We start from the raw sequence: 26,724 nt of genomic DNA, 5'->3' as shown, positions 1-26,724 counted from the left end.
CCACGACGGTTTTCAAGACCGCTGCCTTAAACCACTCAGCCACGCTTCCGTACTTTATTTTGTATCTGAATAAAAAAGCCCCGACAGCGTCAGAGCTTAATTATGTATTCAATTGGCGGAAGCGCAGAGATTCGAACTCTGGGTGGACTCACATCCACGACGGTTTTCAAGACCGCTGCCTTAAACCACTCAGCCACGCTTCCGTACTTGAATAGGTGCGCATCATAGCAAGCATTTCGCTGTTTGTCTCTCTTTTTTTGAATATTTTTATAATTTTTCTAAAACAGCAAAATTAGCCAAGGAAGCACTGGCGGTATGCTCAATCACCGGCGTGAGGCGAATGCGATAGCTTTTGCCTTGCGCGGCTAAGCGAAATTCTCGGTTATCGGCAAAGAATGCTTGGGGGATCACTAAAAAACGCGCCTGATGAATGGCGGCATTTTCTGGCGAGTAAATCCCTAAAAAGCTGCGATTGCCCAGTAGCGGTGTTAGTTCAACCACAATGGGCGTTTGCGATAGTGTTTCAATTCCTGCGTTAACCTGGCCGTCGCGTTTTTTGGAGATGCGCCTAACGATGCCGATTGAGACTGCATTTTGGCTAATGCCGTCAAGTCCGACAATTTCACCCACTTCGAGTTGATCATCTCGACTCGTTTGATAATTGATGCCAACGCCGGTGCTACTTTCATTGTCTAAAGTCCAGCTTGCGGTATCGGCCTGGCTTGCGCCGCCATTTAAGCGCACGATGACGTCGTCAAGGCCTCGGGTGACTTGAATTGATTTTTGGCTGGTATGGCGCTCGGCTTTGCGTACAGGGGTGGGGGTGTCTCGCGACCATAGATTGATTAAGTGTTGCATCAAATCTAAATTGGCGATTTGTGCTGATTCGGCCGGTAAGCCTAAATCAAGCGGGTCTGTGCCTTGTTGTAGTTTTTCAATGGTGTCTTTGATGTGCAAGGTGAGCGACTCAGTAAACCAATAACGCCAATTCTCACCGACCATGTCACGACGCAGTCGTTTGGGCGGGGTTGAGCCAGCAATATTGATGGCAAAGAGTTGCCGATTGGGTTTGATTTGATTTTCAAGATCAACGCGATTGGCCCAGCGCTTAAGCCACTGAGTAACTAATTCAATTTGTGCCGATTGCAGTTTTTCGGGCATGGCCAGAGATAGCATTAATAGCTGCATAAATTCACGGCGAATATCGGTGATCTCTGCGTTGGGGTAAGGCTGTAAAGGCTGAGTGGCAAAGCCTTTTTGCTCGGCAAATAAATACAGACGATTCAAATTACGCCAAGTTCGACTATCTAATTCGAGATAACGCAGATAAGACCAGCGCGCTTGCTCGGTAAAATACATTAAGCCGCGTAAAGTAAATAGCGGTAAATCTTTGTCTAGGCCGCGTGGAATGCTGGCGCTGGCTTGTTTAATACAGAGGCGATAACCGTCACCCATTTCGTTCCAAAATGCCAGCAAACTGGGTAATACCTGACTAGGGCTAGCATCGTCGTCAAGGAGTTTTCCTTGGTAAATGGCGACTAAATGATTTTGTAGCGTGCGGGCTTTTTCATCTAAATATGGAATGGTTTTAAAGCGTTCTTTGATATTGGTGCGAGGATTGCCATTGATTTGTTGTAGCGCTTTGATGATTTCAATTTGGGCTTGCAAAATATCACTTTCTGGCAATTCATTCATCATGACTGTGGCAGACTTTAGGTCGTAAACACCTTCGTTTTTGTTTTTTCCGAGTAAGGCGTTAATGAGACTTTTGAAATCGAACATGATGAGCTTCCTGGCTAATTCGGGTGTTTTTGATTTTTGTGTCAGTAAAGACAATAGAGACATTAAAACGTCATGAAGTATCGGTATTGCTAATCACGCGGTGAATCAACCATGAAAAAGCCGCACCTTTGGATTGGCCTGATTCGACGGTGATCGTAGTCTTTATGCATTGTGCTAAAATAGAGTACTTTTGCGCCTTTGGCCGTTATTTTGCCGAAGCGCTACCCACACATCTTACACCTTGCTGGCATAGTTATGTTGGCGAGAAAGCGTAAAAGACAATGATTAGTTCGAATGGCATCACCATGCAGTTTGGCGCTAAGCCACTGTTTGAAAAGGTATCTGTTAAGTTTGGCGATGGTAATCGCTATGGTCTGATTGGCGCCAATGGCTGCGGTAAATCGACCTTTATGAAAATCCTCGGTGGCGACTTAGAGCCGACCGCAGGTAATGTGGCACTGGATCCGGGTATCCGTTTAGGTAAATTGAAGCAAGATCAATTCGCTTTTGAAGACTTGCGTGTCATCGACGTGGTGATGCAAGGCCATGGCGAATTATGGGCGGCGATTCACGAGCGTGATGCGATTTATGCCAATCTTGAAGCCACCGAAGACGATTACATGCACGCGGCGGAATTGGAAGGCAAAGTGGCTGAGTATGACGGCTACACCGCTGAAGCGCGCGCTGGCGCTTTGTTGATGGGCGCCGGGATTCCGATTGAATTGCACAACGGCCCGATGTCCGATGTTGCGCCCGGGTGGAAATTGCGCGTATTGCTAGCGCAGGCGTTGTTCTCCAATCCCGATGTGTTGCTGCTCGATGAGCCGACCAATAACTTGGATATTCACACCATTCAATGGTTGGAAGACACGCTCAATCAGCGCGATTCAACGATGATTATTATTTCCCATGATCGTCACTTCTTGAACCAAGTGTGTACGCATATTGCTGACGTTGATTATGGTGAAATCCGTATTTATCCGGGTACGTACGACGATTACATGTTGGCGTCTACCCAAGCGCGTGAACGTACGCTGACCGACAACAGCAAAGCCAAAGAGCGCGTTGCTGAGTTGCAAGCGTTTGCACAACGTTTTGCGGCCAATAAATCAAAAAGTCGCCAAGCAACCAGTCGTTTGAAATTGGCCGATAAGATTAAAGATGGCATGGTGGAAGTGAAGCCATCCAGCCGTCAAAATCCGTATATTCGTTTTGATGTTGACGACAAGCAAAAGCTGCATCGTCAAGCGTTTGAATTGACTAATTTGTCGAAATCATTCGACAAACCGCTGATTCAAAGCCTGAACTTCATTTTTGAAGCCGGTAATCGTTTAGCGATTATTGGTGGTAACGGCGTGGGTAAATCAACGCTAATGAAAATGCTGGTTGGCGCACTGAAACCGGATGCAGGTACGGTGAAATGGGCAGAAAAAGCTGATTTTGGCTATTTTGCACAGGATCATGAAGAAGACTTCGAAGAAGATCAAACGCTGTTTGATTGGATGCGCCAATGGAGCCCATTGGGTACTGAAGAACAAGTGATTCGCGGCATTCTTGGTCGTTTGTTATTTAGCGGCGATGATGTGAAAAAATCGGTGAAAGTACTGTCCGGTGGTGAAAAAGGCCGTATGTTATACGGTAAGTTGATTTTGCAAACGCCGAATGTGTTGCTGATGGACGAGCCGACCAACCATATGGATATGGAGTCGATCGAATCGCTGAATATGGCTTTGGATTTGTATAAAGGCACCTTGATTTTCGTTTCGCATGACCGCGTATTTGTGTCGTCACTCGCCACGCAAATTTTGGAACTCAATGGGGATGGTACTTTCCATCACTTCTTGGGTGGCTATGAAGAATACTTAGTTAGCCGTGGCTTAGCGACTTAAGTGTTGTAGCTAGATCAAGCCCGATTCTCTTTGGAGTAGTCGGGCTTTTTTTGTGCTGAATTAATTATATTGTCTCGGTGCGGCCATTATAAAGATCTACATCGCAGGCATAAAAAAAACGAACCCATAGGTTCGTTTTTTTTATTGACGTATCAGCCTGCAGCACTTGCTTGATAAGTGCTGGAGCAATATACCTAGCCGATTAATTAACGACGGCGGAATTGGTTATTGCGCGCAGGAGCAGGGCGATCATCTTTATGGCGGAAGCTCACGCGGCCTTTGGTTAAATCATAAGGCGACATTTCAACCGTTACACGGTCACCCGCGATAATGCGGATGTGGTTTTTACGGATTTTGCCTGAGGCATAGGCCGTGATTTCGATACCATTTGTCAGGGTGACACGAAAGCGAGTGTCCGGGTAAACCTCGGCCACTACACCTTCCATTTCTACAACGTCTTCTTTTGACATTTACTTTTCCAGTTCTTGCACATAAGCAATTGAATACGGAGCCTGCCGCTGCAATACCTATCAAAGGTCGCCCTCGGCAGTCTCCCGCAATGCGGGAGTGTGATCTATGCGGGAATAGCCGAACTTGCGAACGATCAGATGCCGGACATAGGCTAATTTGTAACAAATAAGGCGTTAGCAACTTATTTGCCTGCGTGTTACGGCCAATCTACAGAAGGGCGGTTCACGAACAGCCCTACACTATACAGGTATTTTGCCTACCGCAACAGCCAACTCTACTTTTGCCGCCAGTTGATATGGGCGGCAACCCAACTTGATTCCACGGTTTCACCGGCGAGTAAGGCCTGTATGCGTTGTAAGCTTTGGGCGGCCAGCTGGGCGCTATCTTGCACTACGGTATTGATGGGTAGTGGCATGCAGTCTAGCAAACGGTGATCATCAAAGCTCAGTAAATGTTGCGGCGCATTGTTAAAGTGATTGTGTTCATTCATAAAGGCTAAAACGCCTTCGAGCAATGAAATCGAGGCGGTAAAAATCGCTTCAGGATAGCGCCCTAAAAGGGTGTAACACTCGCTCATCATGGCGTAACCACTTTGATTTTGATAATCACGCTGCCAAATAAGCGCCGGATTGAGTGCTAATTGCCTGGTTTGCCAAGCGCGTTGGTAGCCGGCGAGCCGGTCAATACTGGGTGATAGCAGCATTTGTCCACCAAAATAGGCGATCTCAGTCACGCCTTGCGCGAGCGTATGCTCGATTAAAGTAAATACTTGTTCTTCGGCATTGCTCACTACAAAAGGTAAGTTGCTATCGATCACGCGGCGGTCGACCAACACCAGCGGCAAGCGCTTGGCCCATTTGGCGTAAAGCTTGGCATTATTGGTACACGGCACCAGCATCAGTCCATCCACTTGGCGCGCTAATAATTGCTCAACCGCTTTGGTTTCCATATCAGCTTGATCGTTACTGCTGACCACAAACAGTTGAAATCCCGCATCACGACATAAGGGCTCGAGGGCTTGAGCGAGCAGGGCATGGGCAAAATTGGTGAGCTCTGGCACCACTAAACCCAAAGTGCCACTGCGGCGTGAGCGCAATAAGCGTGCCGAAGCCGATGGTTGAAAATGATGCTCAGCGGCGACTTGCCGCACTCGTGCCACGGTACTGGCAGCGATGCGGTATTGTTCCGCTTGGCCATTGAGTACCATACTGGCCGTTGTTTTTGAAACCCCGGCCAGTTGGGCAATATCCGCCATCGTCAGGCGTTGAAAAGCGCTCATACTCATCCCATAAAAAAGCCGACACCTGGGTATCGGCTGATCTTGTTGCGGTGAAGCTTTATTGAGTCACTAATGCCAGTGGCACTGGAATCGATTTTTCAACAGCTTCGCCTTTACTTAATTTGATTGCTGTATCTACGCCCATTTTACCGATAAGTTCGGGTTTTTGTTGCACAGTTGCACTTAATTGCCCGGCTTTGACGGCTTTTACGGCATCTGGGGTGGCGTCAAAACCAACGACGACCACATTTTTTAAGCCTGCCGCTTCAATCGCTTTAAATGCACCTAAGGCCATTTCATCGTTGTGAGCAAAAACGGCGGTGACATTTTTATTGCCTTGCAAGATGTTTTCCATGACCGATAAACCCTTAGCACGGTCAAAATCTGCAGTTTGTTTGGCAACAAGTTTGACATCGGCATGGCCATCTACGACTGAATGGAAGCCTTGACCGCGCTCGCGTGCCGCTGAAGAACCCGGAATGCCTTCAAGCTCAACCAGATTGCCTTTATTGCCGATTTTTTCCAGGATGTACTCGGCAGCCATTTTACCGCCCGCTTTATTGTCGGATGCAATATGCGCGCTAACGTCGGCACCGTTGACATTACGATCCAGAGAAATCACTTTAATGCCGGCATTCATCGCTTCTTTAACGACACCGGCCACCGCATCCGAATCGGTTGGGTTAATCATAATGATTTGGACTTTTTTCTGAATCAAATCTTCGATATTCGAGATTTGTTTTGCCGAATCGTCTTGTGCATCCACCGTAATTAAAGTGACGCCTTGGGCTTTAGCTTCGGTATCTGCCCCATCGCGTAGCGCAACAAAAAATGGATTGTTTTGGGTTGAGATTGCCAGGCCGATGGTGACCGCACCTGAAGCGGCCGCAGCAGGTTCACTGGCCGCTTGTGTATCTGGGCCTTGTTTAGAACAAGCCATTAAACCTGCAGCCAATAAACCAACTAAAAGCGGGGAAAGAATGCGTTTCATGTTTGACTCCAATCAAAAGAAAAACTACGGGGTATTGCTTCTTATGCACTGCTTGTTATTCGATGTAGGGCAATACTGCTGTTATTTGTAGTGACCGATTACATTCATATGCAAGGTAATCGGTCTCGCTACTGCTTTGTTTTAAGTCGATTATTTTTTATTAGCGCGATCCAGTAAGACGGCGAGCAAAATCACCACGCCTTTGATGACCTGCTGGTAAAACGATGAAACGCCAAGCAAGTTCAAACCGTTATTCAAAATGCCGATTAATAGGGCGCCGACTAAAGTGCCGAAGATCCAACCACGACCACCAGTGAGACTGGTGCCGCCCAAGACCACCGCCGCAATTGCATCTAATTCATAGCCAGTACCTGCTGTTGGCTGCGCTGAGCTGAGTCGAGAGGTCAAAATCATCCCGGCTGTTGCCGCCATTGCACCTGATAGGGTGTAAACCCAGATTTTGATGCGATCGGTATTGATCCCAGAAAGACGCGCCGCTTCTTCATTGCCACCCACGGCATAGACGTGGCGACCAAATACAGTCTTTTTAAGGACAAACCAAAACACCGCAAACATCACCAGCATGATAATCACCGGCACCGGAATCAAGCCGGCAACATAGCCTCCGCCGAGCATGGCAAAAAAGTCGCTGTGTAAACCCGAAATCGGGCGGCCATCAGACAACCCCAAAGAGCGCCCACGCAAAATAGTCATCATGCCAAGAGTGGCAATAAACGGCGCAACCTTGCCTTTGCTAATCACTAGCCCATTGAGCATCCCCATACCGGCACCCGCCAAAACCCCTACGCTGGTCGCAACTACGGGGTCTATCCCATGACTAAGCATTAGCGCGGTAAGGACCGAAGACAGCGCTAGGATCGAGCCGACCGATAGATCAATCCCACCGAGTAAAATGACCAGCGTCATGCCAAAGGCGATCAAAGCATTGATCGAAACTTGGCGAAATACATTCAATAAGTTACCAACAGTTAGAAAGTCGGGACTCGTTATGGCCAAGCCTGTGGCTAAGACCAAGAGCGCCAAAAAAGGACCTAATTTTTGGAGCGTGGCTTTTTGTTGTACGTTCATTTCAAACCTCCGGTTGCGGCAGTCATAATGGTTTCGGCGGATGCTTGGCTAAAAATGCCAGCCTGACGACCTTGGTGCATCACTAAAATTCGATCACTTAAGGCCAAGACTTCGGGTAGCTCAGACGAGACCATGACAATCGCAACACCTGATTGGGCTAATTCATTAATAATTTGATAAATCTCGGCTTTACCACCCACGTCGACACCGCGAGTGGGTTCGTCCAGCAGTAACACTTTTGGCGCAATCCCCAACCATTTGGCAAACACGACTTTTTGTTGATTGCCACCTGAGAGCGATTGCACTTCAAGCTCGGCGTCACGAGTGCGAATATGCATACGGTCGATTTCTCGCTGTACCACTTGCATTTGCCGCGCATGGTGGATAACGCCGTAGCTGGCATGGGCCGATAAATTGGCTAAGGTGGCATTTTCACGCACCGACATGCCCAGCACGAGACCTTGGTTCTTTCGATCTTCGGTGACAAAGCCAATACCGGCGGCGATGGCGTCACTGGGCTGATTACAATTGAGCGCTTGACCATCAAGCTCGATGCGACCGGCTAATTTTCGGTTAATACCAAAAATTGTTTTCAGAATCTCACTGCGCCCAGCACCCATCAGGCCTGCAATACCGAGCACTTCGCCGGCCCGCACTTCAAAATTAATACCGCTAATGCTAGCGTCGGCTAAATCACTGACTTTAAGTCGAATTTCACCCAGTTGGGCGTTGCGCACGGGAAATCGATCACCGATCTCACGACCGACCATCATGCGAACAATTTCATCAAAATTGGTTTTCACAATTTCGCGTTCGCCAACAAACTGCCCGTCGCGTAGTACTGAAATTTTGTCGCAGACTTTAAAGATTTCTTCCATTCGATGTGAGACGTAAACGATGCCCACACCGCGCGATTTCAAATCGGCAATAATCGCAAACAGTTTTTCAGTTTCGCGCTCAGAAAGGGCCGCAGTCGGCTCATCCATAATCAGTGTTTGTGCATTGAGCGATAGGGCTTTAGCGATTTCGACCATTTGCTGCTGACCGATCGATAATTGCCCAGCTTCAATATCAGGGTCGAGATTTTCAATGCCGAGTAATTGCAGATATTCCAAGCATTGCTCGCGCATTTTGATGCTATTGATCACACCAAAGCGTTGCGGCTCGCGGCCTAAAAACATATTCTCCATCACCGATAATTGCGGAATGAGATTGAGTTCTTGGTGAATAATCGCAATGCCGTACTGCTCTGTGTCATTGGTGCTGTGGATTTTGACCGTTTTACCATCCACTGCGATTTGACCTTGATCGGCTTGGTGCACGCCGCATAAGATTTTCATCAGTGTTGATTTGCCAGCGCCGTTCTCACCCATTAAGGCATGGACTTGACCGCGTTCGAGCGAAAACTCAACGTTCTCCAGCACTTTGACTGGGCCAAAGGCCTTGCTGATGCCACTCATTTTTATCAACATGCCGCCCCCTAAAAAATAACACCGGAATACAGCACAATATTGGCGTAAGGGCTGGCTTCACCGGTACGAATAATGGCGCGTGCATGGTGGCTTAACTGTTTGAATTGTTCATGCGCTACAAAGTCAATCTTGACGCCTTGTTGGCGCATGGTTTCAGCTTGGCTGGCGACTGCAGGGTTGAGACTTTGGCATTCACTGGCAAGTACCGCCCGTTCGACTTGAAAGTCGGCCAAAATGCTATCCAAGACGGTGAAATAAGCCGGGTTGCCCAGTTCAATCGATAAATCGATACATTCAACATGTGGTGGAATGGGTAAGCCACAATCGGCAATCACGATGCAATCGGTATGGCCCATGCTGGCCAGCACCCGACTGATATCTCGGTTGAGGTGTCCATGTTTTTTCATACCGATTCCTTAGCATCATTGGCGGCTAAAAAAGCCTGCAATTGCGCCAAAGTGGGCATGCCGCCTTGGGCGCCAGCTTGAGTGACCGATAAAGCGCCTGCTGCACACGCCATTTTACTAGCCTCGGCTAAGCCCAAATGCCAGAACGCGGCCAATGCGCCATTGAATGTATCTCCTGCGCCTGTGGTATCGACTGCCGTTACTTTAAAGCTGGCTTGCTGCTGTAGTTCGCCATGTGCATTGGTGTAATAAGCGCCGTCTTGGCCGGCGGTCATTAAAACTTTACCCGGATGAGCTGCTAGGCTGGCTTGCCAATCGGCCTCGGGAAGACCTAATGCTGCAGCAAGCTCGTATTCATTGGGCGTGAGTAAGCTCACTTGCTCTAGCAAGGCTTTGGATAAAGGCATTGCAGGTGCTGGATTGAGAATAAAAGGTTTGTTGTGACGTGCGGCGAGCTGTGCCGCCATCTCGATAGTGGCCATCGGTGATTCAAGTTGGGCCAGCACGACATCGGCATGGATAAATGCTGTTTCAGCAGCGAGTAAGTCGGCAGGACTTAGATCGGCATTGGCCCCTGGCACGACAATAATGGCGTTGTCGCTACCGGCAAGGGTGATGGCGGCAATGCCGGTGGCTTGGTTTTTGCTTTGACTAAGCCATTCAGTATTGATGCCTTCATCGGCGAGTGCGGTGATGAGTTCTTGACCAAAAGCATCGTCACCGACGCGGCCAATCATTGTCACTTGAGCCCCCAATCGCGCTGCGGCAACCGCTTGATTGGCGCCTTTACCACCGTGATAGGTGGCAAAAGATTGTCCAAACAGCGTTTCGCCTAGGCGGGGAAACTGCGCGACATGAACGACTAAATCCATATTGATACTACCAACAACCAAAACCTGACTCATGATGCCTCCGCAACGATGCTAATCGGATTAGGTGATGAATTTCTCATCGATTTGGTATGCTAAACCGTAATCAGCACTGCAAAATTGATTTATATCAAATTAATGTAGTGAAAATAAATACACTACATCCCTAGTGCGGTAAGCCTGTAGATAGCCAAAAAAGGAATAGAAAAAATAAAAATCAAGTGGAGTTTTAGCGATGAAGGCGGTGAAATCAATGCAGCTAAAAGCCAGCATTTTTAAGCCCTTCCGAGGGATGGACGCTTAAATTCGGGTAACCATTTGTATTTTTGCTTGCTGTTGTGAGACAGATTTTTTAAGCTGCGCGATTCAGCAAATAAAATGAGTTAGAACATGAATTTACGTAGTCTGGGGGCATTAGCCATCAGCATGACCTTGGTAGCCTGTGCGACACCTTCATCGCCGCAAACGGTGCTGCCTATGCCGACCGCAACGCCGACTGCGCTCACCACACCAAGCATCTTGCCAACGCCGACCCCCACGGCAACACCGATCCCCGTCGTCGTGATCGAGCCGACATTAATTCCAGCGCCGGTTGCAACCGCAAAACCATTAAATGTGCAAGAAGCCCGCGCATTGTTAAATCAACTACTGCCGGCCAAAATGCCTGAGCGAGCAGGGTGGTCGGCTGATATTTTGGATGCTTTTACGGCGTTAAAATTGCCGTATACAGCCGCTTATTTTTGCGCGGCCGCAGCAACGATTGAGCAAGAATCAAGCTGGCAGGGCGATCCAACGGTACCGGGATTGCCAAAAATTGTCTGGAGTGCGATTGGCGATCGGGCGGCGAAATACCATATTCCGTTGATAGCAGTACAAACTGCCTTGCTAAAAAAATCACCTACGGGACAGAGCTATAAAGCACGCATTGATACGCTGCGTACCGAACGTGAAATGAATGCTTTATTTGAGGATTTGGCCGATGAAGCACAAAACCTCAATTTGCCACTGAATATGAAAAACCCGATTCGTACCGGTGGCCCAATGCAAGTAAGTGTTGAATTTGCGCAAGGCCACGTCAAGGCATGGCCTTATCCGTATGCAATGAAAGGTAGTGTACGTAATGAAGTGTTTACCCGTCGTGGGGGGACGTATTTCGGTCTAGCCATTTTGCTGCAATACCCAGCGCCCTATACCGATATGGTGTATCGCTTTGCTGATTACAATGCCGGACGCTATGCCAGTCGCAATACCGCATTTCAACAGCTGGTTTCTAAACTCACCGGTCAAGCCTTAGAGCAAGATGGCGATTTACTCCGCTATAGCAATGGCGCACCGACAGGCACCAGCAGTACGCAAACGGCCCTTTATCGCCTTGCTAAGCAATTAGGCATGAGTCATGAAGCGATTTTACGCGATCTAAAACTAGAAAAATTATCTGGCTTTGGTCAAACCGAGCTGTATAAAAAAACCTATGCACTCGCAGAAAAAAACGGCCAGAGCTACCCTCGGGCGGCATTACCGCAAATCGATTTAAAAAGCCCAAAAATCACCCGAAAACTAACCACGGAATGGTTTGCAAAGCGTGTGTTATGGCGTTACGAAACCTGCATGGCACGGCGCTGATACCGGCTCAGCAGCGTGATTAGAACGTAAAAAAAGAAGGGATATCCCTTCTTTTTTTACGCCTGCGTTTTATGTCGGCTGAATTACGTTGGCGAATTACGTTGGCGGCGTGCCGCCAATAGAGCACACAGTCCAATGCCCATCAGTGCATAGGTTTCAGGTTCTGGTACTGCTGGAATTGGGGTTGAGTCGCTCTGCGCAGAAAAAGCAGCAGGTGCCGCACTTCGCTCGGACGCGCCTGCAACAGCGGGCGAGTCGAAAAAAGAAACCAAACTACCTGACAAAGCATCCTGTGCTGATCTTGTAGTGTTGGTAAATAGCGACTCAATCGCGGCATAACCATTTTGCTGTTCACCTGGCAGTACGGATATCGATGGTAAGTCAATAACCTCTTTGTATTGCACGATGGATGCATGCGAATTTAAGCAAACTAGACAAAGTAAGGCTATAAAATTAAATTTCATTGGCTGTATGCATTCTGTATGGATGATATTCGTTTTATTGATCGATGCAAATGCTCGAATTGGCGATATCTATTTTGGGTCAATGGGTTAGCGAATAGGACTAAGCACTTTAGGTGCTGAACGCTGCGGGTTAATACGACTGAAAACGACCAAATTAAGCCCAAAATCAGCAAGATTTATGCGCGTCAAAAATTAATTTATGTGAATAGCATGATGCAAGTTAAGATAATTTTCAAGATTTAACGGGGTTATTGGTAAGTTTATAGCGATATAGAAATAAGCCTGAAGTAATATTAGACTATGATTAATTACTAAATAAGTGTTTTTGTATATTATTCACAGTAATCAATGACAGTGGTATAGTCCGGAGCTGACTTGTAAATAAGTAATTAAATCGTAAGACTTTGTGTTGATAATGTATCTGGCGCTCTATTTTTGGAATAAACCGGTAATGTTGAAAAAGAATTTGTTGCTATTGAGTGTGCTGGCCATCGGGAATACACAAGCTGCTTCTGACCCTGAGGATACGGTCAAATTATTTACAAATATTGCTTATGTTTATGACTCAAACGTATTTCGGCTATCGGACACGCAACAAAATAACTCAACACGTCAACACCAGCAAAAAGGTGACTCAAGTTTTACCGTTGGCGTTGGGGGGCGGCTTGATCTGCCTGTGAGTCGGCAAAATTTCTATGCAACCGCTGATTTTTCACAGGCGAATTATTTGGTTTTTGATGAGCTCAATGGCCCTGCTTGGGACGTGGGCTTAGGCTGGAATTGGGTCGTGGGTAATCAATGGAATGGCAATTTGTCCGTGTCATCGAGCAGTCAACTATCCTCGTTTGACGACGTACGTGTCGCCGTCGTTGATACCGTCAAAACTAATCGGGCCAATTGGAATGGCAGCTGGCGGCTGTTGAGCAATTGGGCTTTAGTGGCGAACACATCGTATACCGAAGAAAACCATGATGTAAGAAAGTATCAAAATGCGAATGATCGACAATTTGGCGGTGGCTTGCGGTATATCTCAGATCGAGGATTCGCTCTGACCTTGCTACACAACTGGTCTAAATACAATTATGCAGAGCCCTTGTTTTTTATCCCCGCTAATTTGCGCGGCTATTCAGATCAAAATACGAGTTTGGGGCTGAATTGGCCGGTATCCGATAAATTGAGTGCCAATTTAACGGCCGGCTATAGCCAATGGAAATCACAATTTAATGGCACTAAAAATAAAAAACCAACCGCAAATATAGATTTAATGTGGGCTGTAACAGAAAAAACAACTTTAAACACCGGTGCCGGACAAAATTTCCAATCATTTGGAAGCAATGTGATTGGCCGTGATTTAGAACGAACTGCCTATTTATCTGCGAATTGGGCTGTTACAGATAAATCAAAACTGGGTGCGCGATATAACTATCGGCAGTTAGAAACAGAAACATCCATTGGCATTGTGACGCAAGATTCTGTTTATGACACTTTTCGAGTGTCCTACGATTATCAAGTGTTGCGCAGCATGATGATTCAATCTTATGTTCAATTTGAATTAAGAAATGAAAAAATTAAGCAGTTTGATTATAACGACGAGCAAGTTGGTGTGTCGTTAAAATACAATTTCTGATTGATATGATTAATAGGGTGTAACTGCTTTGCATCAAGATGTTCCTGAAAAAAATCTATTCAAGCCGGTTCAGAGTGGCGATCAAACTTTGCAGGCACCCAGCTTGCTCGGTGATCGTTTTCGCGAGTTTAGTAATTCGTCGCCAGTCATCGGTTTTTTTAAGCTGTGCTTAGATCCATTTATTGTTGTGGCTACGCTGTATGCGCTTGCTATACCTTTTGAAATTGCAGTTGATGGCGTTGAGTTTGTATTCGGCGTGTTAGCTTTTTTGCTTACGGCAATTTTGCTAGATGGCATATTTTTATTTGTTCCTGGTTATTCTAGACAATTATTAGGTTTAGGCCGTTTTGCGCTTGAATGGGGCTGTGTATTATTAAGTTTGTTTTTTATCGGGCAAGTGTCCGGATTTAGCACTTATATGTATCCACCTTATTATCTAACATGGGCCGTTGTAGCTCCTCTAGTTTTGATATTAACGCATTTGCTATTTAGATTGTTTGTACTGCACCCAGTTCAAAATAATGTTAAAAAAATACTGATTATTGGCGCGAATAAGCCGGGTCAAATGCTGGCAAAAAATATTCAACAGCAATCATTTCTTAAAATGGAATTCTTAGGTTTTTTTGAGGATAGAGATGCTTCAAGATTAGATGGTATTAATTCAGAAGAGATCATTGGCGATTTGAGCGTATTTCCAGAATATATTTGTAAAAATACAGTGCATCAAATTTATATTACATTGCCAATGACGGCGCAGCCTCGGGTGATGGAATTACTTGATTATTTAAAAGATAGTACCGCATCGATTTATTTTATTCCGGATTTGTTTGTTTTTGATTTGATTAATGCTAGGTTTGATAATGTCGCTGGTTTGCCGGTGGTCGCTATTTGTGAAAGTCCTTTTCTAGGGCTTAACGGCTTAGTAAAGAGGATTACAGATATTGTACTGTCGTTGCTGATTTTGCTGTTGATTTGGCCGGTTCTGCTGATCGTCGCTATTGCAGTCAAACTAACCTCTGCAGGACCTATCTTTTTTAAACAAAAGCGTTATGGTGAAGATGGTCAGAGTGTCTTGGTCTATAAGTTTCGCTCGATGACGGTGATGGAAGATGGCGATCAAGTGATTCAAGCTAAAAAAAACGATAGACGGCTTACACCAATCGGTAAATTTATTCGTAGAACATCACTGGATGAACTGCCACAATTTATTAATGTATTGCAGGGAAAAATGAGTATTGTTGGTCCAAGGCCACATGCGAATGCCCATAACGAGCAATACAGAAAATTAATTAAAGGTTACATGATTCGCCATAAAGTGAAGCCAGGAATTACTGGCTGGGCGCAAGTCAATGGTTTTCGGGGAGAAACCGATACTTTAGAAAAAATGGAAGGCCGAATTTTATACGATTTAGAATATTTAAGAAATTGGTCTGTCTGGCTTGATTTAAAGATTATTTGGCGGACAGCGACTAGTATGTTCCGAGACAAAAATGCTTTTTGAAAATAACGTTTTAAACTTTGAGGAATGAATAATGAAAAAATTAAGCACAGCAGTCCTTGCGCTTTCAACGCTATTTTTACTCACGGCATGTAACGATAAAGAAGAAAAGAAATCACCTAGCCAAGTCCTCGCCAAAGTGAATGATGCTGAGATTACCGTACACCAACTAAATTTTGTATTAGGCAAAATTCCACAAGCGACTGCTGAACAAAAACAACAAGTATTAGATCAACTGATTGATCAAGAATTATTGGTGAATAAAGCAACCGAGTTAAAGCTCGACCGTGAACCAAATATTGTTCAAGCGATTGAAGCGGCTAAACGCCAAATTTTAGCGCAAGCCGCCGCAGAGCGTGTGATGGGTAAACCAGCGGAACCCAGCAAAGCGGCAATTGATGATTTTTATGCAAAAAATTCAGGTTTATTTGCGGATAGAAAAAACTATGAATTTGTAATGTTTTTGTTTGATAAGGATAAATTCAATGATGAAATCATTGCTCAGCTAGATAGTGCTGTAACGCCGATGAAAGTTAAAACCATCTTAGATGCCGCCAATATTCCATTTGAAATCAACGAAGGCCGCCGCGCAGCAGAGCAATTACCAATGCAAATGCTACCTAAATTTGTCGCAATGAAGCAAGGCGATATTTTGTCGATGAATGAAGGTAACAAAATTATGCTGTTGCAATTAAAGGACAGCCAAGCAGCGCCTGTCACGCCGGTTGAGGCTGAGCCATTAATTAAGCGTTATTTAGGCACTAATGACGCACAAGAAAACGCAAAAACCAAACTTAAAGCTTTACGAACTGCGGCAAAAATTGAGTACTTACAAAAATTTGCTTCCGCTCCTGTGGCGGCGCCAACTACTGGCGCAGCCTCGGCAGTCGATGACAGCCTTAAAGCTGGATTAAAAGGACTGAAATAATGTTTAAAAAATTGGGCATGCTGCTGTGTTTTAGCTTGCTAAGTCTGCTGACTGCCATTGCTTGGGCCCAACCGAAAGGTGACTATGTTTTGGGCTCTGGCGATGTGGTGAAAATCCAAGTCTATGACCATCCGGATTTAACCACCGAGGTTCAGCTTAATAATGAAGGGTCTTTGGCTTTTCCCTTGATTGGTGTGGTGAAACTCGAGGGCTTAGATTACACGCAAGCTGAGGCATTAATTGCTAAAAAATTAATGGAAGGTAATTTCATTAAAAAGCCCAATGTTAATGTACTTATCGTGCAATACCGCAGCCAAAGGGTGGCGGTATTGGGCGAAGTGAATAAACCGGGCCGCTATGCGCTCGATAGTGCCACCAATATCATTGATTTACTGGCGATCGCGGGCGGTATAAGTCCGAATGGCGGCGACAAGGTGGTGATCTTGCGCGGCGAGCAACGCATTGAGTATGAGCTGAGCAAACTGACGCAATTAGCTAATCCTGAAAAACGCCACATTCAAATTATGAATAGCGATACGGTGTATATACCGAGAGCACAGCAATTTTATGTATATGGCGAGGTGAATCGCCCCGGCGCTTTTCGCTTAGAACCAAAAATGACCTTAATGCAAGCGCTCTCGCTCGCTGGTGGATTTAATCCACGTGCGTCGCATAGCAGCCTGCAAATTCATCGTGTTACAGCAGAAGGACAAATAGAAAAACTTTCGGCAAAACTTTCCGACTTCATTCGTGAAGGCGATACCGTTTATGTGCAAGAAAGCTGGTTTTAATCGCGCCCTATCACTGCTGAGTAAATTCGATGACTTTTGAACAATTATTAAATATCCTGCGCGCTAGAAAATGGATCGCAATCTCGGTGTTCTTTACCGTAATACTGACAACGTTGCTTGTCAGTGTATCGCTCCCTAAGCAATACACCGCAGAAGCTACATTAGCACTAGATGTAAAAGCGGCGGATCCAGTGACTGGGCAACAGATCGCTGGGTATATGGCACCCAGCTATATGGCGACTCAGGTTGAGATGATTTCTAGTCAAAATACGGCATTAAAAGTGGTGGATACTTTAGGTTTTGCGCAGTTGCCGGAGGCGCAAGCGCAATTTCAAGAGGCCACTAATGGTAGGGGTGATATTCGCAATTGGTTTGCCGAGTCTTTGCTCAAAGGTTTGGATGTAAAACCAAGCCGGGAAAGTAATATCATTAATTTGGAATACACCGCGACTGATCCTAAATTTGCTGCTGCATTAGCGAATAATTTTGCAAAAGCATATATCCGTACCTCGATTGATATTAAAACAGACGCTGCGCAGCAAAATAATGTGTTTTTCCAAGAGCAGCTTAAATCATTACAAAGTAATTTAGAAAAAGCGCAGAATAAACTTTCTGAATATCAGCAAACCAATGGCATTGTGGGCTCAGACGAGCGTTTGGATGTTGAAACTCAACGCCTCAATGAATTATCCAGCCAAGTAGTGGGCGCGCAATCGCAAACCTATGACGCACAATCACGTGCACGTGGCGGCAATGTTGCGCCGGATGTATTAAATAATCCATTGATTCAACAACTGAAAGGGCAGCTGGCGGTGCAAGAGGCCAAATACAATCAACTTTCGGAAAAAAATGGTGCCAATCATCCACATAATCAACAAGCAATGGCCGAACTGAATTCAACGCGCAATCAACTCAATGAATTAATGGGGCAATATGCCGGTGGCCTCAATAGCGCAGCAGGTAATTCGGCATCACGCCAAGCGTCACTCAATACCGCATTGCAAGCACAAAAAGAAAAAATATTGGATTTAAAGTCACAGCGCGCCGCGATCGATGTTTTGTTACGCAACGTGGATAGTGCCCAGCGTAGCTACGACCTAGCATTGCAACGCTTTAGCCAAACAATGCTAGAGAGCCGCTCCGATCAAAGTAATATTTCTATTATCAAATCAGCGCCTGAGCCAATGAAACATTCCAGTCCCAAAACGCTGCTGAACTTCATTTTGGCGATTTTTGTCGGCGGATTGTTGGCGATTGGATTTGCAATGTTGGCTGAATTAGCTGATCGACGTATTCGGTCTAAAGATGATATTGAAGTCATGCTAGGGCTGACGGTCTTAGCGGATTTATTGCCTCCCAAAAAGAAACGCCGATTTGGTTTTAAAGTAGGAGCCCCAGCATGAATGCAATCCCTGATCCAATCGCCAATGAAGTGATCAATGGCAATATTGGCCAGCAATTGTTGGTTAATGGCAAAATTAATGCGCAACAAGCTGAAAAGATTTTAAGACTACAGAAAGAAACTGGTGGACGTTTTGGCGAAGCCGCCATCAAGCTGGGATTTGTTACCGAAAATGATATTCAAGATGTATTGGCGCAGCAGTTTGAATATGCCTACCTCGTTGCAGGGCAAAGTGCCGTCGATCAAAAGTTGGTAGCGGCTTATTCACCATTTGATTCGCGGGTTGAAGCTTTACGTAGCTTACGCAGCCAAATTTTATTACGTTGGGTAGAAGCTGGAAATAAATCGGTGGCATTAGCCTCCTACGACGCCGATAACACCTGCGATATCTTGGCCGCCAATTTAGCGATTGTATTCTCGCAATTGGGTGAACACACTTTGTTGGTTGACGCTAATTTACGCAATGCCGTGCAACACCAACTCTTTGCGGTAGAAAACCGCAAAGGCCTGAGTGATATCTTAGTTGGCCGTAGTGGTATAGAGGCAGTACAGCGCATTAGTGAGTTTAGGGATTTATCAATCTTAACGGCTGGTACGACGGCGCCTAATCCACAAGAACTACTATCAAGAGACGTATTCAGTAATATCGTTGCTGAATTAGCACAAGCCTATGACGTAGTGATCTATTGCACTAGCGCATTAAAAGATGCCGCAGATGCGCAATTAGTTGCTTCACGTGTTAAAGGTACGATCTTGGTGGCCAGCCGTAATAAAACACCCGTAAAAGGGCTGGAAGCCGCTAAATCACAATTGCAATCAGCCAATGCAACTTTGCTCGGTTGTGTCTTATCGCAGGAAGAGTGATGATGAAACAAACAAATATTGCAATTAAAAATGGCCAATTTAATTTGGCCGTTTTTTTGAAACAGAATATTCTAATATTGATTGGATTTCTGGCGCTAGCAGTGCCAACCATTATCGGTCTAGCAAAAAGCCTTTGGCAAAGTGATGATCAAGCCCATGGGCCAATTATTTTGGCGATTGTGGTCTGGTTGTTTTGGCAAGTAAAAGATCAAATTGCTGCAATTGATGCAAAATCAAATCCAATCATGGGCTTTGCAATTGTCATTATCGCCTTGTTGTTTTATATATTAGGCCGCTCGCAAGCGATATTGATATTTGAAATTGGCGCTTTTATCCCTTTGGTTTGTGGTTTATTACTGATTAGCAAAGGCTGGCGTGCGATCTCAATAGCATGGTTTGCTATTATCTTTATGCTGTTTTTGATTCCGCTGCCAGGATCAATTGTCGATGCATTAACTGGGGTATTAAAAGGGCAGGTGTCGCACATTGCCGAAGTATTACTTTATGCCGCCGGCTACCCAGTGGCGCGCAGTGGCGTATTGATTACCGTTGGGCAATATCAATTACTGGTGGCCGATGCTTGCTCGGGCATGCATTCGATGTTCAGCTTATTAGCGGTTGGCTCATTGTATGTTTACATTACCAATCATAGCAGCAAGATTCGCAATGCCTTATTAATTTTGGCCATCATTCCCATTGCCTTTGCCGCTAATATTATCCGTGTAATGACTTTAATTTTAGTCACATATCATTTTGGTGATGCTGCAGGGCAAGGATTCATTCATGATTTTGCTGGCATGGCTTTATTTGCGATTGCATTAATTGGGATGTTTACTTTGGATGTATTTCTTGGTTTGTTTCTGAAAGAGCAGGGTGGAAAAATTGACAGTTAAAATCATTCTTCAAGCCGTGCTATGTGTATTGATGGTTTCTTCATATTTTATTGTTGATTATGTGAAGCCAAATAAAAAGATCTCTGCGGAAAGGACTACTTTGCTTGCGGATACCTTGCCTGACTCGGTTGGCGAGTGGAATGTCGATAAGCAGCAAGTTAATGTAATTGAGAATCAAGAATTGCAAGATACTGTTAGCAGAATATATTCTGATGTTGCAAGCAAAACATATGTGAATGCGAATAATCAGAGGGTAATGGTTAGTTTGGCATATGTTAGTGATCAAAGTGATGCTATGGGTGTTCATTTACCTGAGGTATGTTATCCAGCCCAAGGCTTTATTGTGGAAAAGGTCGATTCAATTAGTTTAAAGTTGAATGATAGGGATTTACCTGTAAATAGAATTAATGCAGTCGCAGGGGAACGAAGAGAGCCGATTATATATTGGACTGTCACTGGTAATTATTTAACCCTGCCTGGTAATTCAACAAAGCTAATTCAGTTGAAGTATGCATTATCTAGAAAAGTACCCGATGGCCTTCTTGTTAGAATTTCTACAATTGGCGAAGATCGTTATCAAGAATATAAAATTCAAGAAGAATTTATTAATGATCTATATAAATCATTAAAAGAAAAGTCAAGAGCAAGGCTATTTGGAGTGACTAGTGAATAGTAACAATTCATTCAAGGCGTATTGTCTGAGTCTAGTTCATCCTGATGGATGGAATAAACCTATTTTTGCTCTTTTTGTTGTATCGGTATTAATTTCATGCTTTATTGGCTACCAGCTTACATTTAGGCCGGTGTATGTTGCATTGCTAGTCGTAATTTTTTTTGCTTTTATCATTGGATTATATATACCCATTAGTTATCTGTTAATTTCAACCTTATTTTTACCTGTGCTTGTTACGGGACAAATTTCATTTTGGCTGGGTTTTTCTCAGGCATTTTGGCTGAATTATATATTTTGCATTCTAATTCTAATTCGAATGGTTTGGTTTAAAGCTTGGTCTAAGTCGGGATTTAAAGACGACGTAAATAAAGTTCAAACCCCAGGTTTGGGGGGAGAGCTATTTTTTTTGTTGGTCTTTTTTATCGTTGCAATTGCCTCATGGATTATCAATGGTGCAAATTTCGGTGGAATGGCATTAATTGTTAAAAATTATATGTTGCCTTGGGTTGTCGCGCTGTGTGTTGCCTTGGGATTCTTAGATAGCAGCAAATTGATTAATGTGTTTAAAACGATATTGGTCATTGCGGTTATTCAATTGCCATTGGTGCTATTTCAGCGTTTTTATATGGTTGGCCGTAATGGTGCAAGTTGGGATGTCGTTGTTGGCACTTTTGGTGGAAATTACTTAACTGGAGGTTCTAGTGGTGCTTTAGCGCTGTTCTTATTTTTTGCCATTTTTTTAGCGATTGAATTTTATAAAGAAAAACAACTTAGCTTGTTAGCAAGCTCAATTGTGGTTGTGTTTTCTGTGGTTTCAATTGCATTGGCGGAAGTGAAAATTATTTTGTTCTTGTTGCCGATTGGTTTTTTTATTTTAAATTGGCGTGAAATAGCGAAATCACCAGGTCGATTCATGCTTGTATTGATGCTTATATTGTTGCTCTCGTTTTTTATTTTGTATGTATATGCTGCGATGTATTCTTCAAAATCTGGTTATGCGGATGTAAATTTAGACCGATATATTGATTATATGTTTTTTTCTGAAAAGAATATTGGTTTTTATAATCCAATTACTCGTGAGGTTTCCCGCCTGGGTGCGATAGAACGTTGGTTTTATTATAATCCAAATCTTCTTGATTTAACGTCACTCTTCGGAAACGGCGCTGGTAGTACCAGGGAAAGTCAAACGTTGGGTGCTGGTGCTTTAGCAATGAAATACCCATTTTCGCTTTCAACCAGTACGGTATCAGTTTTGCTATGGGAGTTGGGAATTCTAGGGCTATCTGCAATGATTATTTTTAATATACAAATTGCTAGATTAGGTTTCTCATTTTCAGAACGCAATCAAAAAAGTATTTTTAGTTCTGTACTTAAAGTATGCTCAATGTTTATTTTTATCAGTGTAGTTCTTTATATTTACAATCGTGATGCGATTGACTCACCTTCAATTCAAATTTTTTTGGCCTTTCTTGTTGGTACTATTTTGTATGGTAATAATGTATATAAAAGGAGTTAATGCGTGCAATATATACCCAAGGTTTTTCATCAAATTTGGATCAATAAAGAAAATCCAGATCTACCCGAAAAGTATACTAAATATCGTGACTCTTGGTTGGCGCTACATCCTGACTGGTCGTATCAATTGTGGAATTTAGATAATTTGCCATTTAAAACTAGATTTTCTAATCAGTTGGCTCAATGTACAAATTATGCACAAATGGCAGATATTTTGCGGTATGAAATTTTGTATGAATTAGGTGGCGTATATATTGATACTGATTTTGAGTGTAGAAAATCTATTGAGCCTCTACTAAAAGATGTTCGGAATTTTTCTTGCTCAGAAGATGGGCGTACTATTTCTATAGGTTTAGTTGGCGCAGAGAAGAATTCTAAAATAATGGAACAGTGCATTATTAATATGCCAAAAGTTGTTGGTCTGACTGTGCCAACGAAAGAAACGGGACCTGCATTTTTTACCTATGCAATTTTAAATCATGGCTTTAATGGTGATTTAACTCTATTTCCGCGTGAATATTTCTATCCTTATAATTGGAATGAGACGCATAGAGAAAGTGAAGAATTCCCCAATGCGTATGGAATTCATCGCTGGGCGGCCTCATGGAATAATGAAACTAAAACCCTGCGCAGTAGATTATGGTTCCGATTCAACCACATAAAAAATAAAATTTTCAATGACAAGTAAACCCTTGGTTTCAATAATTATGCCCGCATTTAATGCCGCAAAATATATTGAGGCAGCGATAGATAGTGTATTAAATCAAACTTATCGCAATTTCGAATTGATAATTGTTGATGATGGTTCTAGCGATGCTACATTAGAAATAGTGCGGCGTTATACCGATGATCGAGTAAAACTTCATATTAACCCTGAAAATAAAGGGCTGATTTATACACGAAACTATGCGATTGCCAACTCAAATGGTCTTTATATTGCCTTTTTAGATTCAGATGATATGGCTTTGCCAAAAAGGCTAGAGAAACAAGTTGATTTTTTAGAGACTGAGCGTAGCGTAGCAGGTGTAGGGGCATTTGTGCAGTCGATTGATTCTAATGGGACTATTCGTGGAAAACCATGGAGATATCCAACGCAAGCAGAAGAAATAAAAGCACTATTGCTATTTAAAATTTGTATAAATACCTCTTCATTTATGATTCGAGCGAATGTTTTAAAAAGCAATTTATTCAACTTGGCGATACCTTATGCCGAAGATTATGCATTGTATATTCAGTTAAGCAAAAATAATCGACTCGTTAATCTTCCTGAAGTACTCACTTTCTATCGTGTGCATTCAACGAATACATCTAAGAAGAAAAAAAATGAGTTATCACGTTGTCTAGATATAATTACCCTTGATGAACTAAGGTCACTGAATATCAACGCCTCCCCAGATGAACTAATTATTCATCGATACTTAGAGTGGTTTAATTTACCACCGTCAGTAGAACTTATGCAAAATTGCTGCGACTGGCTTAATCAAATTAAGACTGTAAATTCAAATTTGCATATTTATGATCAGATTGCCTTAGATAGAGTATTAAACAGCATTTGGATTTCTGTTTGTGAACAGCATGCTCCGTTGCTTGGATTTAAAATTATTTTTAAATATTTAAATAATAATCCAGGTCGCTTTGTTGGTCTTGATTTTACTCGTTTAGTATTCAAAGTCTTGGTGCATCAATGCTGAGTAAAATTAAAAACAAAATGAAATCCGCTAGTATCAAGTCGATGCTATGGCTTGTGAGCGAAAAGCTAATTCGGATGTTTTTGGGGGTATTTGTTGGCCTATGGATTGCGCGATATTTAGGCCCAAACCAATATGGTGTGTTTACTTTTGCATTGGCTTGGGTATCTCTGTTTAATGCAATTGCTTGGTTTGGTGTCGGTGAAAATGTAATTAGAAATTTAGTCCGTGGGGAGGGGAGCGAGGGAGAGCTAATGGGTTCTGCTTTTGCAATTAGATTGTTGGGATCTATATTGGCAGGTAGTCTAGCAATTTTAGGTATTGTGCTTACTCATGGCAATGATGTGCTGCTTATTAAATTAGTTCTATTTATGAGTTTGGCAATCCCATTTGCTGAGATGCCAGCAGGAATATTTTTATATTTTCAAAGTCAGCTGAATGTTGCAAAGCCTGTTATGGCTCAAAATATAATTAGAATTTTAGGCGCATTGTTTAGGGTTGTGTTGATTGTTGGTGCATTTGAATTGCTCTGGTTTGGCTTCGCTATTTTTATTGAGTCTGTGTTTATTTGCGTTTCATTATTTATTTTATATAAAATGCATGGTGGTAAAGTTAGTCTTTGGCGATATAAGCTAAGTAGTGTTTTTCTTATGTTGAGGCAGGGTGCTCCAATTGCACTCGCTTCTTTAGTTAGCTCCTTAAGTGCTAGAACAGATCAACTCATGTTGGGATGGTTTACTGACTTTACTCAGGTGGGGATGTATTCAGCGGCTTTACGATTTTCTGAAATATGGTGGTCATTTGCACCAATTATTATGAATTCTTTGTCGCCAAAATATATCTTTAATGTTGATAATGATACGGCATTGAAAAGTAATATTTCAAATATAATGGCTTATCTTTTCTTGTTGTCATTTATTCCGGTTGCGGGTGTTTTAATACTGGGTCAGTACGCGATTCAATTTTTGTTGGGCGCGCAATATGCTGAAGCTTTGCCAATATTGTATGTTCATGTATTTACTGCAATTCTTATTTTCTTTGATGCGCCAACGGGGCAATATCTTCTAGCGCAGCAACGGCAAAAACAAATGATATGGAAATCTATTTTCTTATTGTTAGTTAATTTTGTACTTAATTATTTTTTTGTTCCTCTTTGGGGAGGGGTGGGGGCCGCCATTGCTACTTTGTGTTCATTTATTTTAATGCAGACTATTTTGTATCGCATGTTGCCTATATTCAAAGACTTAGCCGATATGCAAAAGCAAGCATTTGTAGTGATGCTACAAATTGTTAGAGGAAAAAAAATAGTATGGGGTTGAAGATATTATTTGCAATGCGAGATGCGCTGCCGCCGTTTAGGGTTGATGTCAAAATGCTGTTTGGTCAGTATTTATTTAAGAAAGGTATTTCAACGCATTTAGTTGGCCGTTCAAAAGTTAAGGCAGTCAGTGCCGAGAGTTGGCCTGCTGGTGAAATGTCGATCTCTGCGCTCGATGGTGAAGGCGTAATTAAGACGTTTTATTGCTTGCTATTGGAATCTTTTTTCCTTTTATGGTACGGGCGCACTGCCGATATTATTCAAGTTCGCGACCGGATTCGATTATTGCCTGCGGCTTGGCTATCGAGTTTTGTATGGCGTAAGCCTTTGGTGTATTGGGTATCATTTCCTATTGTTGAGGGTTATCGTAAAGTTTTTTTAGATTATAACCAAGGTCAATTTTTAAGGAAATTTATTTTAAATATTCGTTACTGTTTCTCTAAGGTTATTTTTTATAGAATCATGCCTTTTTGTTGCGATTATATATTTGTACAGAGTAGTGCAATGAAAGAAGAATTTTCTTTGCTAGGTATATCTGAAACGAAAATGATGCCTGTACCTATGGGGGTCGATTTAGAAATGTTTTCAATTACACGCCTAAATGTTAATGACAAAGAGGATTGGCCACTCAAGCTTTGTTATTTAGGTACTGTGGCTAAGGCACGACAATCGGACTTCATATTGGATGTGTTAAAGGGAGTGCTTCAGCATATACCAGATGCACAGCTCATTATTGTGGGTGATGCTCTGACAGCTGGTGAGCAGTCTTGGTTTCGATCAGAGATAGATGCTAGGGGGCTAGCTGGTTCTATAGAGCTCACTGGATGGTTGCCTCAAAGCGAGGGTATATCCTTGGTTGCTAATTCACACATTGGTTTGTCTCCAATACCTAGGGGGGCTTTGTTTGATGTTTCCTCGCCGACCAAGGCTGTAGAGTATCTTGCTTGCGGTATTCCTTGTATTGGTAACGATATTCCAGATCAGAAATTGGTTTTAGATGAAAGTGAAGCAGGTTTGTGTGTCGAAATGAATGTAAATTCATTTGTGACGGCGATTGTTGATTTATGGCATCAGCCTCATGAGCGTGAGGTGATGTCAGTCAAAGCTAAAAATTATGTTTTACATAACCGTAATTACACCGTCTTGTCGGAAAGTGTTTTTTTAAAATATCATGAATTAATTTAATGGTGT

Annotated in this window: 24 protein-coding genes and 1 tRNA gene; 15 read left to right on the top strand and 10 right to left on the bottom strand. The window is 43.4% G+C overall.

Annotation, left to right across the window (positions count from 1 at the left end):
- Positions 1-113: 113 nt before the first annotated feature.
- Together Q0V82_RS02380 and Q0V82_RS02375 are read right to left on the bottom strand one after the other, a co-directional pair.
- Positions 114-203: transfer RNA gene (locus Q0V82_RS02380), tRNA-Ser, on the bottom strand.
- A gap of 64 nt (positions 204-267) precedes the next feature.
- On the bottom strand, positions 268-1,782 hold the full coding sequence (locus Q0V82_RS02375; RefSeq protein ID WP_297572303.1) for a hypothetical protein: 1,515 nt from the start codon (positions 1,780-1,782) through the stop codon (positions 268-270).
- A 281-nt stretch (positions 1,783-2,063) separates the two neighbouring features.
- Between Q0V82_RS02375 and Q0V82_RS02370 the strand changes: the two genes are divergently transcribed.
- Complete coding sequence (locus Q0V82_RS02370; RefSeq protein ID WP_297572302.1) at positions 2,064-3,671, top strand: ABC-F family ATPase; 1,608 nt, start codon at positions 2,064-2,066, stop codon at positions 3,669-3,671.
- Positions 3,672-3,877: 206 nt separating this feature from the next.
- Here the strand turns inward: Q0V82_RS02370 and infA are convergent, their stop codons facing one another.
- The 7 genes from infA to rbsK form a co-directional block, all read right to left on the bottom strand.
- Complete coding sequence (infA, locus tag Q0V82_RS02365) at positions 3,878-4,141, bottom strand: translation initiation factor IF-1 (RefSeq protein ID WP_027469097.1); 264 nt, start codon at positions 4,139-4,141, stop codon at positions 3,878-3,880.
- Between the two features lie 275 nt (positions 4,142-4,416).
- Positions 4,417-5,421: a LacI family DNA-binding transcriptional regulator gene (locus Q0V82_RS02360; RefSeq protein WP_297572300.1), complete on the bottom strand. Its 1,005-nt coding sequence runs from the start codon at positions 5,419-5,421 to the stop codon at positions 4,417-4,419.
- A gap of 58 nt (positions 5,422-5,479) precedes the next feature.
- Positions 5,480-6,412 (bottom strand): ribose ABC transporter substrate-binding protein RbsB, encoded by a 933-nt coding sequence (gene rbsB / locus Q0V82_RS02355; RefSeq protein ID WP_297572299.1) that lies wholly within the window; start codon positions 6,410-6,412, stop codon positions 5,480-5,482.
- A gap of 150 nt (positions 6,413-6,562) precedes the next feature.
- Positions 6,563-7,501, bottom strand: a complete 939-nt coding sequence (locus Q0V82_RS02350) for an ABC transporter permease (protein ID WP_297572298.1) — start codon at positions 7,499-7,501, stop codon at positions 6,563-6,565.
- Positions 7,498-8,973 (bottom strand): sugar ABC transporter ATP-binding protein, encoded by a 1,476-nt coding sequence (locus Q0V82_RS02345; RefSeq protein ID WP_297572297.1) that lies wholly within the window; start codon positions 8,971-8,973, stop codon positions 7,498-7,500. The genes Q0V82_RS02350 and Q0V82_RS02345 overlap by 4 nt, the downstream gene beginning before the upstream one ends.
- Before the next feature lie 8 nt (positions 8,974-8,981).
- The gene (rbsD, locus tag Q0V82_RS02340) at positions 8,982-9,380 is read right to left on the bottom strand and encodes a D-ribose pyranase (RefSeq protein ID WP_221022282.1); all 399 of its coding nucleotides are present in this window, start codon (positions 9,378-9,380) and stop codon (positions 8,982-8,984) included.
- On the bottom strand, positions 9,377-10,285 hold the full coding sequence (rbsK, locus tag Q0V82_RS02335) for a ribokinase (protein ID WP_297572295.1): 909 nt from the start codon (positions 10,283-10,285) through the stop codon (positions 9,377-9,379). Before rbsK ends, rbsD begins: the two co-directional genes overlap by 4 nt.
- Before the next feature lie 354 nt (positions 10,286-10,639).
- Between rbsK and Q0V82_RS02330 the strand changes: the two genes are divergently transcribed.
- Complete coding sequence (locus Q0V82_RS02330; protein WP_297572294.1) at positions 10,640-11,872, top strand: DUF1615 domain-containing protein; 1,233 nt, start codon at positions 10,640-10,642, stop codon at positions 11,870-11,872.
- Positions 11,873-11,955: 83 nt separating this feature from the next.
- Here the strand turns inward: Q0V82_RS02330 and Q0V82_RS02325 are convergent, their stop codons facing one another.
- A complete protein-coding gene (locus Q0V82_RS02325) occupies positions 11,956-12,336 on the bottom strand; it encodes a PEP-CTERM sorting domain-containing protein (protein WP_297572293.1) in 381 nt (126 codons plus the stop codon).
- A 415-nt stretch (positions 12,337-12,751) separates the two neighbouring features.
- Between Q0V82_RS02325 and Q0V82_RS02320 the strand changes: the two genes are divergently transcribed.
- The 13 genes from Q0V82_RS02320 to Q0V82_RS02260 are packed head-to-tail and all read left to right on the top strand — an operon-like array spanning position 12,752 to position 26,718.
- Entirely contained in the window at positions 12,752-13,963 is a 1,212-nt protein-coding gene (locus Q0V82_RS02320) for an outer membrane beta-barrel protein (protein ID WP_297572292.1), read from the top strand.
- 28 nt (positions 13,964-13,991) lie between these two features.
- Positions 13,992-15,464, top strand: a complete 1,473-nt coding sequence (locus tag Q0V82_RS02315; protein WP_297572291.1) for an undecaprenyl-phosphate glucose phosphotransferase — start codon at positions 13,992-13,994, stop codon at positions 15,462-15,464.
- A 31-nt stretch (positions 15,465-15,495) separates the two neighbouring features.
- Complete coding sequence (locus Q0V82_RS02310; RefSeq protein ID WP_297572290.1) at positions 15,496-16,389, top strand: EpsD family peptidyl-prolyl cis-trans isomerase; 894 nt, start codon at positions 15,496-15,498, stop codon at positions 16,387-16,389.
- A complete protein-coding gene (locus Q0V82_RS02305) occupies positions 16,389-17,180 on the top strand; it encodes an SLBB domain-containing protein (RefSeq protein WP_297572289.1) in 792 nt (263 codons plus the stop codon). The genes Q0V82_RS02310 and Q0V82_RS02305 overlap by 1 nt, the downstream gene beginning before the upstream one ends.
- A gap of 29 nt (positions 17,181-17,209) precedes the next feature.
- Positions 17,210-18,583 carry a chain length determinant protein EpsF gene (epsF, locus tag Q0V82_RS02300; RefSeq protein WP_297572288.1) on the top strand — a complete coding sequence of 458 codons (1,374 nt, stop codon included), beginning with the start codon at positions 17,210-17,212 and terminating at the stop codon, positions 18,581-18,583.
- Entirely contained in the window at positions 18,580-19,446 is an 867-nt protein-coding gene (epsG, locus tag Q0V82_RS02295) for a chain length determinant protein tyrosine kinase EpsG (RefSeq protein ID WP_297572286.1), read from the top strand. Before epsF ends, epsG begins: the two co-directional genes overlap by 4 nt.
- Complete coding sequence (gene xrtB, locus Q0V82_RS02290; RefSeq protein WP_297572285.1) at positions 19,446-20,339, top strand: exosortase B; 894 nt, start codon at positions 19,446-19,448, stop codon at positions 20,337-20,339. The genes epsG and xrtB overlap by 1 nt, the downstream gene beginning before the upstream one ends.
- Positions 20,329-21,012 carry an exosortase-associated protein EpsI, B-type gene (epsI, locus tag Q0V82_RS02285; protein WP_297572283.1) on the top strand — a complete coding sequence of 228 codons (684 nt, stop codon included), beginning with the start codon at positions 20,329-20,331 and terminating at the stop codon, positions 21,010-21,012. The genes xrtB and epsI overlap by 11 nt, the downstream gene beginning before the upstream one ends.
- Positions 21,005-22,528 carry a hypothetical protein gene (locus Q0V82_RS02280; protein WP_297572282.1) on the top strand — a complete coding sequence of 508 codons (1,524 nt, stop codon included), beginning with the start codon at positions 21,005-21,007 and terminating at the stop codon, positions 22,526-22,528. The genes epsI and Q0V82_RS02280 overlap by 8 nt, the downstream gene beginning before the upstream one ends.
- A 3-nt stretch (positions 22,529-22,531) precedes the next feature.
- Positions 22,532-23,215, top strand: a complete 684-nt coding sequence (locus Q0V82_RS02275) for a glycosyltransferase family 32 protein (RefSeq protein ID WP_297572281.1) — start codon at positions 22,532-22,534, stop codon at positions 23,213-23,215.
- 19 nt (positions 23,216-23,234) lie between these two features.
- Positions 23,235-24,218, top strand: coding sequence for a glycosyltransferase (locus Q0V82_RS02270; RefSeq protein ID WP_297572280.1), 984 nt, complete (start codon positions 23,235-23,237; stop codon positions 24,216-24,218).
- Positions 24,212-25,534, top strand: a complete 1,323-nt coding sequence (locus Q0V82_RS02265) for a flippase (RefSeq protein ID WP_297572278.1) — start codon at positions 24,212-24,214, stop codon at positions 25,532-25,534. The genes Q0V82_RS02270 and Q0V82_RS02265 overlap by 7 nt, the downstream gene beginning before the upstream one ends.
- Complete coding sequence (locus Q0V82_RS02260; RefSeq protein WP_297572277.1) at positions 25,525-26,718, top strand: glycosyltransferase; 1,194 nt, start codon at positions 25,525-25,527, stop codon at positions 26,716-26,718. The genes Q0V82_RS02265 and Q0V82_RS02260 overlap by 10 nt, the downstream gene beginning before the upstream one ends.
- Positions 26,719-26,724: the final 6 nt, after the last annotated feature.

Origin of the sequence: uncultured Deefgea sp. (genome assembly GCF_947072475.1) — a bacterium.
In the GTDB taxonomy this organism is placed as follows: domain Bacteria; phylum Pseudomonadota; class Gammaproteobacteria; order Burkholderiales; family Chitinibacteraceae; genus Deefgea.
Note: the sequence above shows the minus strand (reverse complement) of the source record. Positions and strands in the feature narration are given on the sequence as shown.

Bases quoted from the DNA above. Each gene is read 5' to 3' on its own strand.
- Q0V82_RS02360 (WP_297572300.1), bottom strand. From the start codon at position 5,421: ATGAGCGCTTTTCAACGCCTGACGATGGCGGATATTGCCCAACTGGCC.
- infA (WP_027469097.1), bottom strand. From the start codon at position 4,141: ATGTCAAAAGAAGACGTTGTAGAAATGGAAGGTGTAGTGGCCGAGGTT.
- Q0V82_RS02310 (WP_297572290.1), top strand. From the start codon at position 15,496: ATGAAAAAATTAAGCACAGCAGTCCTTGCGCTTTCAACGCTATTTTTA.
- xrtB (WP_297572285.1), top strand. From the start codon at position 19,446: ATGATGAAACAAACAAATATTGCAATTAAAAATGGCCAATTTAATTTG.
- rbsD (WP_221022282.1), bottom strand. From the start codon at position 9,380: ATGAAAAAACATGGACACCTCAACCGAGATATCAGTCGGGTGCTGGCC.
- Q0V82_RS02260 (WP_297572277.1), top strand. From the start codon at position 25,525: ATGGGGTTGAAGATATTATTTGCAATGCGAGATGCGCTGCCGCCGTTT.
- rbsB (WP_297572299.1), bottom strand. From the start codon at position 6,412: ATGAAACGCATTCTTTCCCCGCTTTTAGTTGGTTTATTGGCTGCAGGT.
- Q0V82_RS02330 (WP_297572294.1), top strand. From the start codon at position 10,640: ATGAATTTACGTAGTCTGGGGGCATTAGCCATCAGCATGACCTTGGTA.
- epsF (WP_297572288.1), top strand. From the start codon at position 17,210: ATGACTTTTGAACAATTATTAAATATCCTGCGCGCTAGAAAATGGATC.
- Q0V82_RS02265 (WP_297572278.1), top strand. From the start codon at position 24,212: ATGCTGAGTAAAATTAAAAACAAAATGAAATCCGCTAGTATCAAGTCG.
- Q0V82_RS02305 (WP_297572289.1), top strand. From the start codon at position 16,389: ATGTTTAAAAAATTGGGCATGCTGCTGTGTTTTAGCTTGCTAAGTCTG.
- rbsK (WP_297572295.1), bottom strand. From the start codon at position 10,285: ATGAGTCAGGTTTTGGTTGTTGGTAGTATCAATATGGATTTAGTCGTT.
- Q0V82_RS02270 (WP_297572280.1), top strand. From the start codon at position 23,235: ATGCCCGCATTTAATGCCGCAAAATATATTGAGGCAGCGATAGATAGT.
- Q0V82_RS02375 (WP_297572303.1), bottom strand. From the start codon at position 1,782: ATGTTCGATTTCAAAAGTCTCATTAACGCCTTACTCGGAAAAAACAAA.
- Q0V82_RS02320 (WP_297572292.1), top strand. From the start codon at position 12,752: ATGTATCTGGCGCTCTATTTTTGGAATAAACCGGTAATGTTGAAAAAG.
- Q0V82_RS02325 (WP_297572293.1), bottom strand. From the start codon at position 12,336: ATGAAATTTAATTTTATAGCCTTACTTTGTCTAGTTTGCTTAAATTCG.
- epsG (WP_297572286.1), top strand. From the start codon at position 18,580: ATGAATGCAATCCCTGATCCAATCGCCAATGAAGTGATCAATGGCAAT.
- Q0V82_RS02345 (WP_297572297.1), bottom strand. From the start codon at position 8,973: ATGTTGATAAAAATGAGTGGCATCAGCAAGGCCTTTGGCCCAGTCAAA.
- Q0V82_RS02350 (WP_297572298.1), bottom strand. From the start codon at position 7,501: ATGAACGTACAACAAAAAGCCACGCTCCAAAAATTAGGTCCTTTTTTG.
- Q0V82_RS02370 (WP_297572302.1), top strand. From the start codon at position 2,064: ATGATTAGTTCGAATGGCATCACCATGCAGTTTGGCGCTAAGCCACTG.